This window comes from Streptomyces shaanxiensis (genome assembly GCF_039537145.1).
In the GTDB taxonomy this organism is placed as follows: Bacteria; Actinomycetota; Actinomycetes; order Streptomycetales; family Streptomycetaceae; genus Streptomyces; species Streptomyces shaanxiensis.
Window position 1 is genome coordinate 659,732 of the sequence record NZ_BAAAZY010000010.1, and the last position, 12,377, is coordinate 672,108.

A 12,377-nucleotide genomic window follows, 5' to 3' on the forward strand; every position below is an offset into this window, starting at 1 on the left:
CCCTGTTCGAAGGGGCGAGGCCCACACGGCTGTCAGGGACGCAATGCGCCTGCCGTGGGCCCGGCGAGTCGGCCGACCGCGCGGTGTCGGGCGACCTCACCGCGCCGACGCGGTCAACGCCTCCCGCTCCAGCCCCAGTTCCCGGGCGAGCGTCTCGTCCACCCACTCCTGGGCACGCGCGCGTGACACCGCGCCCGGGTAGGACGTCAGCTGTACGGCGAGCCCGTCGAGGAGGGCCGTGAGGCGCAGGGCCGTGCCGGTGGGGTCAGGGCAGTGGAACTCGTCCGCGGCCACGCCCTCCGCGATGACCTCGGTGATGGCGGCCTTCCACCGCCGGTCGAGGTCCCGTGTGACCTCCTGCAGCGCGGGCTCGCGCAGCGACACCGCCCAGCCCTCGATCCACAGCCGCCAGCCCTTGGCCTGTCCGGTCGGCGCGTACCACCGCACGGCCGCCCGCAGGCGTCGTAGCGCCGTCGTCCGGCGGCCGAGGATCCTGCTCAGGCGGCCCAGGTCGCCCTCGGCCGCATGGGTGAACGCGGCGGCGACCAGCTTCTCCTTCGTGGCGAAGTGATAGAGCACCAGCGCGTTGCTCACCCCGAGCGCCGAGGCCACGTCGGCGATCCTGACCGCCGCCACACCTCGCGCCTCTATCTGCTCGACGGCGGCCCGCAGCAACTCCTCACGCCGCTCCGCCACGCTCAACCGCACCCTTGTCACTCCGTCACCCTAAGGCCTCACCCCAGGCCGTTCCCTGGCCACAGCAGGGCGGAGCCCCCTCCGCCCACCGTCACCGGTGCCGGCCGAACCGCTCGGCGATCACCGGCAGCCGGTCCGCCGCGATGGCGTGCGCGGCGGCGCGGGGCGTCGTCCCGTCGGCCTCGGCACGGGCCAGTGTGCGGTCGGTCAGCGCGCGCATGGAGCGGCGGATGTGCGCGAACGCCTCGTCGACGTCCGCGCCGATGTCGCCGAACAGCGTCCACCACCACCAGGCGTTCGTGGCCGAGTTGACCACCACGTCGGGCAGTACGGTGACGCCCCGCGCGGCCAGCAGATCCTCCGCCTCGGGCCGTACGGGCATGTTGGCCGCCTCGGCGATCCAGCGGGCGGTGATCCGTTCCTGGTTCGTGGTGTCGATCGCGTACGAGACCGCCGCCGGCACCAGCACCTCCGCCTCGGCCGCCAGCCAGGCGTCGCCCGGCGCTTCGCGGTCACCGGGGCGCAGCGCGGCACGGTCCACGGTGCCGTACGCGTCCCGCGCCGCGAGCAGCGCCTCGACGTCGAGGCCCGCGGGGTTGGTGATCGTGCCCTTGATGTCGGCGACCGCCACGACCGTGAGCCCCGCGCGCGTGAGGAAGCGCGCCGTCGCGCCGCCCATGGTCCCGAGGCCCTGCACGGCGACGCGGGTCCTCCAGTACGGCACACCTGCCCGGTCCAAAGCCGTGAGCACCGACTCGGCGACCCCGCACCCGCCGACCAGCTCGTCGAGCCCGATGCCGTCCACCTCGACCGCGAACGCGTCCGCGAGCCGCCGCCGGGCGCCGGTCTCGTCGTCGAGCAGCGGATACACGGCCTGCACGGACGAGACGAGCCCCGCCTCGGCGGCCGCCCGGTCGACCACGTCCTGGGAGAGGCCCAGGTCCTCGCCCGTGGTCCAGAAGCTCTCGATGTACGGCCGCATGGCTTGCAGGTAGCGCACCAGGAGCCCGTACGCCTCCGGATCCCGGGGATCGCAGTCGATGCCGCCCTTGGCACCGCCCAGCGGGACGTACCGGGCCTCGGGGTCGTAGTGCAGGGCTTCCTTCATGCTCATGCCGCGGGCGAGCCCGGCGACCTCGTCCAGCGCGCAGCCCGGCCGCATCCGCAGCCCACCGCTGGACACGCCGCGCACCAGCCGGTCGATGACCAGGAAGCCCTGGCGGCCCGTGACGTGGTCGGTCCAGGTGAGCGACAGGAGTGGGGTGGTCATGAGGTCTCCGGTGAAGGTGGGGCCGCGTGCCGCGCGCGGCTACTGAACGCTGAGTCAGTATCGGTGGGTCAGTATCGGAGGGAAGGCGAGGACATGTCAACGTACTGATCGGATCTTCAGTGGCGAGCCGTCGTAGATGGCATCGGGAATGCCTGCGGGGGCGCCGGGGTTGTCCCAGGGACGCGGCGGGGCTGTCGGAGGGGCCGACCATAATGGAAGCCTCACCGACTCCACCTGGAGGTACCGTGGCCGGTTTCCGTTTCCCGAGCTCCGGGCTCCGCGCCCTGCGGCCCGAGGCCTTCGGCGTGGATCCGAGCGGTGAGCGCATGGCGCGCATCCGCAGATCGCCGAACTTCAGGAACGGGGTCTTCCAGAACCCCGGGGGCGTCGCCCGGACCCGTCCCTCCGGGTCGATGCTGGAGTTCGCCAAAGTCTTCTTCGACAAGGACACCAGGCCCCACCGTGTCCCGAAGGGCACCGTGCCGGTGCACCCCACGACATACGCCGACCTCGCGAAGCCTCCTGTCGGCGGACTGCGCCTGACATGGATGGGGCACTCGAGCATCCTCGCGGAGATCGACGGCCACAGGGTGCTCTTCGACCCCGTGTGGGGCCAGCGCTGCTCGCCGTTCCCCTTCGCCGGGCCCAAGCGGCTGCACCCCGTGCCGTTGCCCCTCGAAGCGCTCGGCCCGGTCGACGTCGTCGTCATCTCGCACGACCACTACGACCACCTGGACCTGCCCACGATCAAGGCGCTGGCCGGCACGGACACCGTCTTCGCCGTACCGCTCGGCGTCGGCGCCCACCTCGAGCACTGGGGAGTGTCCGCCGACCGCCTGCGCGAACTGGACTGGCACGAGACCGCGAAGATCGGCGGCCTCACCCTGACCGCCACCCCGGCTCGCCACTTCTGCGGCCGCGGACTGCGCAACACGCAGCACACCCTCTGGGCGTCCTGGGCCGTCGCCTCGGACGAGCACCGGATCTACCACAGCGGTGACACCGGCTATTTCGAGGGCTTCAAGGACATCGGCGCCGACCACGGCCCGTTCGACGCCACGATGATCCAGGTCGGCGCCTACTCGGACTTCTGGCCCGACATCCACATGACACCGGACGAGGGCGTGCGGGCCCACCTGGACCTGCAGGGCGGCGATCCGGCCGCGGGCGTCATGCTCCCGATCCACTGGGGGACCTTCAACCTGGCGCCGCATCCGTGGGCGGAGCCGGGGGAGTGGATGATGCGGGCCACGCACAAGGCCGGCGTCACGATGGCGGCCCCACGCTGCGGCGAGCCCTTCGAGCCGGCCTCGGTGCCGCCCGTGACGCCGTGGTGGCGCGAGGCCGCCGAGGCGCCCGCCGAGGGGTGGCCGGCTTGGCCGCCGGTCGCGTCGGGCCCGGACAGCGCGGTGGTCGCTTAATGCGTACTCGGGGTGCAGTGGCTGCCTAGAAGCGCCTTCGGCGTGGGGCCGCGTCTGGGCGCCCGCACCGTTCTGCGGTGCGTGCGACAGACATGGCCGCACGCCTTTGCGGGACGGTCCGTGCCGGGCGCGTGGAAGCGCGTCGGGGCGCGCGCGTGGCCGCGTGCGCCGCTACGGCCGGTGACGTACAGGGGTGGGAAAGCCGGGCGTACCGGGTGCCGAACCGTCCCGGCGGGGGTGTTCGCGGGCGCCGGGACGAGAGGCTCGCGCAGGGGTGGGGCGTATGACGTGCCCCACCCCCGACTTTTCTGCGTGACCACTTCTGACCAGGTCTGATCGTTCGAGTGCTCCATGTGGGCGAACGGCGGAGCTGGTTATCGGTCTGTCGTACGAGACCTCATACCAGAGCGGGACTCTGTCTGCGGGACTTTGTCAACTGCCCACCGCACATGATGCGGAGGCGACTACTGTCAGTGTCCGTTGGGCGACGCGGAGCCGAATTTCGTCGGCTCCGTCGACCGACATCGCGATGGCGCATGCCCCGGGCCGCGCAGACCGCGCGCACCCTTCAGGCTCCCGACCGACGGACCAGTACGAGGACCCCGATGTCTCAACTCCGCGCCCCGGCCGCACGCGCAGACCGCCGTGAGGGCGGGCGGCACGGGCGCCCGGCTGCCCGCACCGCACCCGCGCTGCCCGAGACCCACATACGGCCCCAACTGCTGCGTCTGGCCGTGTTGCCACCCATCGCGGTGGCCCTCAGCGCCTGCGCGGCCGTGCTGTTCGTCGTGCGCACCACCGGAGCACGGCCGAGCCTCACCCTGTGGGCCGTCCTCGCCGGCGCCGTCTCGGTGACCTTGGCCGGCATCCTGATCGCCGCGGTGGCCGCCAACCGCACCGCCAAGTCCGTGAGCGACCGCATCGGCGCACTGCGCCGCAGCAGCGCCCGTGGTGAGGCCGATCTACGAGCACTCGTCGATGCACTGCGACGCGGAGACGGCCCGCCCAAGCGCAAGTCGCGCAGCGGTCCGCCCGACGACGCCGACGACTTCGAACTGCTCGCCGCCGACCTGGCCCGCGCCCACGACGGAGCCGTCACCGCCGTCGTCCAGGCCTCCCAGCTCTCCAGCCAGGCGGGCAGCGAACAGAAGCTCGAGGTCTTCGTCAATCTCGCCCGGCGCCTTCAGTCCCTTGTGCACCGCGAGATCTCGATCCTCGACGAGCTGGAGAACGAGATCGAGGACCCCGACCTGCTCAAGGGGCTCTTCCACGTGGACCACCTGGCCACCCGTATCCGCCGCCACGCCGAGAACCTCGCCGTGCTCGGCGGCGCCGTCTCCCGGCGGCAGTGGAGCAACCCGGTCTCCATGACCGAAGTGCTGCGCTCGGCCATCGCGGAGGTCGAGCAGTACTCGCGGGTCAAGCTCGTGCCGCCCATCGACGGCACGCTGCGCGGGCACGCCGTCGCCGACGTCATCCACCTGCTGGCCGAACTAGTCGAGAACGCCACCGTGTTCTCCGCCCCGCACACCCAGGTGCTCCTCCGCGCCAACCTCGTGACCTCGGGGCTCGCCGTCGAGGTCGAGGACCGAGGGCTCGGCATGCCCGTCGCCGAGCAGAACCGTATGAACGCCCTGCTCGCCGACCCCGACCAGGTCAACGTCGCCAGCCTGCTGGCGGACGGGCGCATCGGGCTGTTCGTCGTGTCGCAGCTCGCCAAGCGGCATGGCATCCATGTGCGGCTGCAGACCAACATCTACGGCGGCGTCCAGGCCGTACTCGTCGTGCCGCAGGGGCTGTTGGGGACGGAACAAGGGACGGGGGGCCGGGGCGGCGCGGGGCTGGCGCCGGAGCCGTCGGAGCCGCAAGGGGTGGTGGGTACGGCAGTGCCGCCGCACTCCTCGTCGCAGGCCCGCCCGCAGCAGGCTCCGGTGCCGCCCCAGCAGCATCGGCAGCCCATGTCGGCGGTGTCGGCCCCCTCGGCCGCGTCGGCTGCATCGCCGGGCGGGCAGCGGGCTGCGGCCGAGGCATCCCCGCGAGCGCATCGCCGAGCGCAGCCGCAGACCGGTGTCAGGGGCGCGGATCCGAGGTCCGACAGCAACGGACCGGCGCCGCTGCCGGTACGCGGTACCGACGATGGGCGGGCCAACCCGGCGGACGCCGTACCCGGCATCAGGCCCGGCGAGCGTCGGATCGTCGAGGAGAACGCGGTCGAACCGCCGACCCCGCGTACGGGCACCGTCCGCGGCACCATGGGCAAGCCCCAACTGCCCCGACGCCGCGCCCAGGAACACATCGCGCCCCAACTCCGGGACGCCCCGGCACCGCGCCAGGAATCCGACTACCTCGCCGGACATGACCCAGGGCTGATGGCGGCGTTCCAGCGGGGCGTCGGGCTTGCCGAGACTCAGCAGCACATGGAGGCGGCGCACGCGGATGCTGCGCGTATGGACGCTGGGCATGTGGAGGTCGGGCACCTGGATGACGGACGCATCGATGCCGGGCACCTGGACGCCGGACGCATTGATGCGGGGCACATGGATGTCGGGCACATGGATGTCGGGCGCGCGGATGGCGGACACAGGGACTCCGACCACATGGGCGGCTATGTGGCCGATGAATCCATGGAGTTGGGGCACCGGGACTCCGGTCGCATGGGGCCCGGGCACATGGGCGGCGCGCACATGGATGCGGGGACGGGGCACATTGGCGTGGGCCACATGGATGCTCCGCACACATCGTCGGGCCACATGACGCACACGATGTCAGGGCATATGGCATCGGGGCACATGACATCGCGCCATGCAACCTCTGCCTACACGGGCGTGGCCCCCATGGACGAGGGACACAGGGACGCCGGCCACATGGATTCGGCCCACACGGCCGCCACTCCGACCACCACCAACACCACGCATCCGACGCCCCCCTCCCACACGCCGCCACCGCACACGACCTCCGCCACGACATCGCTCACCCCGGAACCGACCCGTCCGGAACCCACACCCTTTGAGCCCACCCGTCTGGAGTCCGTGCGCCCGGCGTCGATCCGGCTCGAGCCGACGGGCCTCGACACGGGACGTCCGCAGCCCACACGTCTGCGCCCGTCCTCTCTGGATGCACTCCACACAGACGTGACCCCCATGACCACCCGGCCCCACATGGACGTATCACCCATGGACCCGGCCCACAGGACCGAAACGCACCCCGGGTCCGCGCCCGGCACCGACCACACCACCCGGCACGACGGGAGCGCACCAGCCGGATGACCACGCCCCTGACCAGCTCGAAGTCCGCCTGGGAGGCCACCCCCACCCCCAGCGCTCCCGCAGACATTCGTACCTCAAGGAGTCGATCCATCATGGCGAGCGAAGCGCCGACCGCTCATGTGTCCGATCTCGACTGGCTGATGAGCGGCCTCGTGCAGCGCGTACCGCACACGACCAGTGCGGTGCTCCTCTCCTGCGACGGGCTCGTGAAGTCGGTTCACGGCCTCGACCCGGACAGCGCCGACCACATGGCCGCCCTGGCCTCCGGCCTGTACTCGCTCGGCCGCAGCGCCGGAGTCCGCTTCGGCGACGGCGGGGACGTACGCCAGGTCGTCGTCGAGCTCGACTCGACGCTGCTGTTCGTGACCACGGCAGGTTCCGGCACCTGTCTCGCCGTGCTGGCCGGCCGTGAGGCCGACGCGGCGGTGCTGGGCTACGAGATGGCGATGCTGGTCAAGAGCGTCCGCCCGTATCTGGTCACCGCACCCCGCCAGCACTCCGTCGAACCCTCGGCGATGAGGCCTTGAACGTGACGGCGGCGGGCGACGGGCCCTGGCTCGACGACGCGGCCGGACGGCTGGTGCGCCCTTTCACGGTCAGCAACGGCCGTACCCGGCCCACCATCGCACTCGACCTCATGTCGCAGGTGAGGGCCACCGGGGCGACCCCCCTCGGCTACCTCGGCCCCGAGCACGAGCAGGCGCTCGACCTGTGCCGCGCTCCCGTCTCGGTCGCCGAGGTCGCCGCCCACCTGAAGCTGCCGGCGGCGGTCACCAAGGTGCTGCTGTCGGACCTCGTCGACGGCGGGGCGCTCACCACCAAGCCCCCCGAGTTCCACCACAACCCGACAGACCGGGCTCTTCTGGAGGCAGTGCTCGATGGACTACGACGACAGCTCTGACCCCTTCCCCACCGCGCTGAAGATCTTGGTGGCGGGAGGGTTCGGGGTCGGCAAGACGACCTTCGTCGGCGCGGTGAGCGAGATCGCGCCGCTCAGCACGGAGGAACTGCTCACCACGGTCAGCGCCGCGACCGACAGCCTCGAGGGAGTGGAGAACAAGGTCGAGACGACGGTGGCCATGGACTTCGGCCGCATCACGCTCGATCCGGAACACGTCCTGTATCTGTTCGGCACACCCGGACAGGAACGGTTCTGGTTCATGTGGGACGAGCTCTCCGAGGGTGCGCTCGGCGCGGTCATCCTCGCCGACACCCGGCGGCTGGAGGACTGCTTCGCCGCCGTCGACTTCTTCGAGCAGCGCGGCCTCGGCTTCATCGTCGCGATCAACGAGTTCGACGGCGGCTACCGGTACGACCCCGAGGAGGTCCGCGCCGCCATCGACCTCGACCCGGAGATCCCCGTCGTCCGCTGTGACGCCCGGATCTCCAGCTCCGGTGTGCAGACCCTGCTGACCCTCGTACGGCATCTCATCGCCCACACGCCGGCACCCGCGCCCAGTCACGGCGCCCACATGTGACACCCGCACACACCAGAACGGAGCCGCATATGACCCACGCCCACGGCGACGGAATCCACGCATGAGCTATGGCCCACCTCGCCCAGTCGCCCGCCTGCTGCTCACCCCCGAGGACAAGGAGGCCCCCGCCCGTGCACGGCGACTGCTCCGACTGGGTCTGGGAGAACAACCGGATCCGGCCCTCGACGTCTTCGCGGATCATCTCGCCGAGCTCACCGGTGCGCCGTACGCCATGGTCAACTTCATCGGCGAGAACCGGCAGTTCTTCGCCGGCCTCCATGTGCGGCAGTCCGTGAGCCTTGAGCGGGCCGCCGACGCCAAGCCGGTTCTGGGCCGGCCCATGGAACGCGACCATGGGTTCTGCCCCCATGTGGTCGTCCGACACAAGGCGCTGGTGCTGGAGGACGTCCGTGACTATCCGCGGTTTGCGGGGAACCCGATCGTCGACGAGTTCGGCATCCGCTCCTATCTGGGCGCCCCGCTCATCGACTCCACGGGGATGGCGCTGGGCACGGTGTGCGTCGTCGACATGGAGCCGCGGCCGTGGGGGAAGGCCGGGCTGGAGACCATCAAGGCGTCGGCGGCGGAACTGGTGGTGCGGCTGGAACGGCGGGCGGCGGACGGGCTGCCGCTGCTGTGACGGCGGGAATCGCCCGATCTCCGGCGACGTGTAGGTCGGCATGGTGGAGGCGGTCGTCAGCGAGGCCCGGGAACGCGGTGACATCACAGGGACCGACCCGGTCCTGCTGTGCGCCCGCTGATTGCCATCCGCTCCTAGAAGCCGCGCCAGACGTTGTCGAACGCGGCGTCCTCGATCGCCTTCCGCTGCCGTACGGCCTCCAGCTCCATCACCGCGTCGCCGACCGCGGCCAGCACGGTCGCGGCCACGTCATCGGTGAGCTCCTCGGTGTCCTCGGCCGGCCCGTCAGCGATCCCGGCGGCGGCAGCGAGGGTGGCGAGGACGGGCTCGCCCGCCGCCCACCGCTCCTCGGCCCGGCGCCGGGTCTCCGAGTCGGCCGGCTCCGTCCGCCCGGTCCGCAGCGGAATCCGGAGACCCCGCGGCCGGGTCGTCAGCCCGATCCGCTCCAGGTCGTCGACGTAGGCCGAGGACAACCCGCGGCCCCTGCGCCACAGCCAGTCCTCGACCGACTCGTACGGCTCCTGTCGTACGAGCGTCGAGGCTGCCTCGTCCAACAGGCGGTCGCCGGTCGGTGCCTGGGCGTTGGGCACGATGCGGTCGTCGGCGACGACGAGGGCCCGGGCCTCGATGAGGTCGAACACCTCGGCCCCGGCGAGGGCGAGGGACAGTTCGCCCTGCTCGACCGGCTTGTCCGTCGCCACGACCAGGGCGACGATCGCGAGGTCCTGTGCGGTGGTCATGAGCGGCTCCAAGTCAGTCGGCCGAGTGCGGGGCGAGCGCGTCGGGGCCGGCCGCTGCGGGCCGGACGTCCTCGGTCGATTCTCGCTGCCGTACGGGCGCTTTGTGTCCTACTACGACCATGTGGTGCGGGAAGCCGATCCGCAGGACGGCGGCGGCTCGCCGGTCGCGGCAGCGGCGAGGAACACGAGGGGGCCAGGAGCAGGGGCTGCCGGGAGCCGTGCCGGAGCGGTGCCGACACCCAGGAACTCGGCGCCGAACAGGACCGCGGAGACGAGAGGGGCCGCCGGATCACACCCCTTCGGCGTCGGTCCGCCGGGCGTCGTCGAGTACCACGCCTCCGGGCGATCGGGTTGTCACCGACCGGGCGCCGGTCCTCGCCGGGCTCGTGACGGATCCCGGGCTCGGGCGGGCATACCGCACTTGGCGTCACCTCACCCCTACGGAAGGGCCGGCCATGACCGACCTGTGCCTCGGCGTTCTCGGCCACGGACTGCGCGGCTCCCTTGCCCGGGTCGCCCACCGACCCGGTGAGGGCGCGCGCGTGACCGTCGTGGCCGATCCCGACGCGGGGCAGCGGGAGCGGGCCGCCCACCGCATCCCCGGTGTGCGCACGGTGGACGACCACCGCAAGGTGATCGATGCCCCGGATGTCGACGCCGTCCTCGTGCTCACCCCGGACCACACCCACGCCGACCTGGCCTGCGAGGCACTTCGGGCGGGCAAGCCCGTCTTCGTCGAGAAGCCCCTGGACATCACCGTAGAGCGCTGCGACCGCATCCTGCGCACCGCCCGCGAGACCGGGACCCGCCTCTACGTCGGTCACAACATGCGGCACATGCCGGTGATCCGGCTGATGCGCGGCCTCATCGAGCGTGGGGACATCGGCACGGTCAAGACGGTCTGGGTGCGCCACTTCGTCGGCTACGGCGGCGACTGGTACTTCAAGGACTGGCACGCCGAACGCCGGTACACCACCGGCCTGTTGCTGCAGAAGGGTGCCCACGACATCGACGTGGTGCACTGGCTCGCGGGCGGGTACACGCGCCGGGTGCAGGCGTTCGGCGATCTCATGGTGTACGGCGACAATCCGCACCGCCGGGCCCTCGGGGAGCCCAAGGCCGTCGACTGGTACACGGAGGACGGCCACTGGCCGCCGCACACCCAGCGGGCGCTCAATCCCATGATCGACGTCGAGGATGTGTCGCTGGTCAACATGTGTTTGGACAACAGGGTGTTGGCCGCCTACCAGCAGTGCCATTTCACCCCCGACTACTGGCGCAACTACACCGTCATCGGCGACGCGGGCCGTCTGGAGAACTTCGGGGACGGGCCCGGGGCGGTGGTGCGGGTGTGGAACTCGCGGCGTTCCGTCCACCGTGAGCGGGCCGACGCGGAGTATCCGGTGCCGGAGGTGGTGGACGACGCCGGGCACGGCGGCGCGGATCCGCTGATCATCGACGAGTTTCTGCGGTTCGTTCGGGAGGGAGGGCTGACCGACACCTCGCCGGTGGCGGCGCGGATGGCGGTGGCGGCCGGGTTCGGGGCGACCGAGTCGCTGCGCACGGGAGGTGTCGTACGTGAGGTGCCGCCGCTGGATCCGGAGCTGATCGCCTACTTCGAAGGCGGACAGCGGGCGTCCGAGCCGAGGGCGTGAAGGAAAGCTGTGGCGGCGCTTAAGAAATCCTCGATGGACCGGGGCGCCGCCGTACGGCAGATTGCTACGCGATTCCACCCCTCTCCCCGGCCGCGGGCTCCTTCGGCATGCCTACGGCCAGGACTCACCCTCAGGAGCCGTAGCGTTGAAGGCGCTGGTCAAGGACAAGGCGGAGCCCGGGCTCTGGCTCGCGGACGTCCCGGATCCGTCCGTCGGACCCGGAGACGTACTGATCAAGGTGCTGCGCACCGGAATCTGCGGCACCGACCTGCACATCCGGTCCTGGGACGGCTGGGCGCAGCAGGCGATCCGCACCCCGCTCGTGGTCGGACACGAGTTCGTCGGCGAGGTCGTGGAGACCGGCCGGGACGTCACTGACATCTCCGTCGGTGACCGGGTCAGTGGCGAGGGCCATCTGGTGTGCGGGAAGTGCCGCAACTGCCTCGCCGGGCGGCGGCACCTGTGCCGGGCCACCATAGGCCTCGGCGTCGGACGCGACGGTGCCTTCGCCGAGTACGTCGCCCTGCCCGCGGCCAATGTGTGGGTACACCGTGTGCCCGTCGACCTCGACGTCGCCGCGATCTTCGACCCGTTCGGCAACGCCGTGCACACCGCGCTGTCCTTCCCGCTGGTCGGCGAGGACGTCCTGATCACCGGGGCCGGCCCGATCGGCCTGATGGCGGCGGCAGTCGCCCGGCACGCGGGTGCGCGCAACGTCGTGATCACCGACGTGAGCGAGGAGCGGCTGGAGCTGGCCCGCAAGGTCGGCGTGAGCCTCGCGCTGAACGTGTCGCAGGTGAGCATCGCCGACGGGCAGCGCGAACTCGGTCTGCGCGAGGGATTCGACATCGGCCTGGAGATGTCCGGCCGCGCCGAGGCCATGCGCGACATGATCGCCAACATGACGCACGGCGGCCGTATCGCCATGCTCGGTCTGCCGGCGCAGGAGTTCCCGGTCGACTGGGCCCGCATCGTGACCTCGATGATCACGGTCAAGGGCATCTACGGCCGCGAGATGTTCGAGACCTGGTACGCGATGTCGGTGCTGCTGGAAGGCGGCCTCGACCTCGCGCCCGTGATCACCGGCCGGTACGGCTACCGCGACTTCGAGGCGGCGTTCGCCGACGCGGCGAGCGGCCGCGGCGGCAAGGTCATCCTCGACTGGACCGCGTAAGCCACAGGCCGCCGTAACTCCCTTTCCGCGCAAGCAC

General features: G+C 71.3%; 10 protein-coding genes and 1 pseudogene. 8 read left to right on the top strand and 3 right to left on the bottom strand.

Features of this window, described 5'->3' with window-relative positions:
• Nucleotides 1–96 precede the first annotated feature (96 nt).
• Together ABD932_RS16960 and ABD932_RS16965 are read right to left on the bottom strand one after the other, a co-directional pair.
• Nucleotides 97–696, bottom strand: coding sequence for a TetR/AcrR family transcriptional regulator (locus tag ABD932_RS16960; protein WP_345013442.1), 600 nt, complete (start codon nt 694–696; stop codon nt 97–99).
• A gap of 91 nt (nt 697–787) precedes the next feature.
• Nucleotides 788–1,966, bottom strand: a complete 1,179-nt coding sequence (locus ABD932_RS16965; RefSeq protein WP_345013444.1) for a Glu/Leu/Phe/Val dehydrogenase dimerization domain-containing protein — start codon at nt 1,964–1,966, stop codon at nt 788–790.
• A 245-nt stretch (nt 1,967–2,211) separates the two neighbouring features.
• Here ABD932_RS16965 and ABD932_RS16970 point away from each other — a divergent pair, with 245 nt between their 5' ends.
• The 6 genes and pseudogenes from ABD932_RS16970 to ABD932_RS16995 all read left to right on the top strand — a co-directional run bounded on the left by ABD932_RS16970 (nt 2,212) and on the right by ABD932_RS16995 (nt 8,771).
• Nucleotides 2,212–3,387, top strand: a complete 1,176-nt coding sequence (locus ABD932_RS16970; RefSeq protein WP_345013446.1) for an MBL fold metallo-hydrolase — start codon at nt 2,212–2,214, stop codon at nt 3,385–3,387.
• A 605-nt stretch (nt 3,388–3,992) separates the two neighbouring features.
• A pseudogene (locus ABD932_RS16975) lies at nt 3,993–5,846 on the top strand (sensor histidine kinase); the annotation flags it as partial.
• Between the two features lie 899 nt (nt 5,847–6,745).
• Entirely contained in the window at nt 6,746–7,180 is a 435-nt protein-coding gene (locus ABD932_RS16980; protein ID WP_003996239.1) for a roadblock/LC7 domain-containing protein, read from the top strand.
• A 2-nt stretch (nt 7,181–7,182) separates the two neighbouring features.
• The gene (locus tag ABD932_RS16985) at nt 7,183–7,554 is read left to right on the top strand and encodes a DUF742 domain-containing protein (RefSeq protein WP_126400704.1); all 372 of its coding nucleotides are present in this window, start codon (nt 7,183–7,185) and stop codon (nt 7,552–7,554) included.
• Nucleotides 7,532–8,131, top strand: a complete 600-nt coding sequence (locus tag ABD932_RS16990) for a GTP-binding protein (protein WP_126396810.1) — start codon at nt 7,532–7,534, stop codon at nt 8,129–8,131. The genes ABD932_RS16985 and ABD932_RS16990 overlap by 23 nt, the downstream gene beginning before the upstream one ends.
• A 61-nt stretch (nt 8,132–8,192) precedes the next feature.
• Nucleotides 8,193–8,771 (top strand): GAF domain-containing protein, encoded by a 579-nt coding sequence (locus ABD932_RS16995; protein WP_345013453.1) that lies wholly within the window; start codon nt 8,193–8,195, stop codon nt 8,769–8,771.
• Nucleotides 8,772–8,905: 134 nt separating this feature from the next.
• Here the strand turns inward: ABD932_RS16995 and ABD932_RS17000 are convergent, their stop codons facing one another.
• Nucleotides 8,906–9,511, bottom strand: a complete 606-nt coding sequence (locus tag ABD932_RS17000) for a GOLPH3/VPS74 family protein (protein ID WP_345013455.1) — start codon at nt 9,509–9,511, stop codon at nt 8,906–8,908.
• A gap of 455 nt (nt 9,512–9,966) precedes the next feature.
• Between ABD932_RS17000 and ABD932_RS17005 the strand changes: the two genes are divergently transcribed.
• Entirely contained in the window at nt 9,967–11,166 is a 1,200-nt protein-coding gene (locus ABD932_RS17005; protein WP_345013457.1) for a Gfo/Idh/MocA family protein, read from the top strand.
• Nucleotides 11,167–11,311: 145 nt separating this feature from the next.
• On the top strand, nt 11,312–12,340 hold the full coding sequence (gene tdh / locus ABD932_RS17010; RefSeq protein ID WP_345013459.1) for an L-threonine 3-dehydrogenase: 1,029 nt from the start codon (nt 11,312–11,314) through the stop codon (nt 12,338–12,340).
• Nucleotides 12,341–12,377: the final 37 nt, after the last annotated feature.

Coding starts and splice junctions, on each gene's coding strand:
- ABD932_RS17005 (WP_345013457.1), top strand. CDS start 9,967: ATGACCGACCTGTGCCTCGGCGTTCTCGGCCACGGACTGCGCGGCTCC.
- ABD932_RS16980 (WP_003996239.1), top strand. CDS start 6,746: ATGGCGAGCGAAGCGCCGACCGCTCATGTGTCCGATCTCGACTGGCTG.
- ABD932_RS16995 (WP_345013453.1), top strand. CDS start 8,193: ATGAGCTATGGCCCACCTCGCCCAGTCGCCCGCCTGCTGCTCACCCCC.
- ABD932_RS17000 (WP_345013455.1), bottom strand. CDS start 9,511: ATGACCACCGCACAGGACCTCGCGATCGTCGCCCTGGTCGTGGCGACG.
- ABD932_RS16965 (WP_345013444.1), bottom strand. CDS start 1,966: ATGACCACCCCACTCCTGTCGCTCACCTGGACCGACCACGTCACGGGC.
- ABD932_RS16990 (WP_126396810.1), top strand. CDS start 7,532: ATGGACTACGACGACAGCTCTGACCCCTTCCCCACCGCGCTGAAGATC.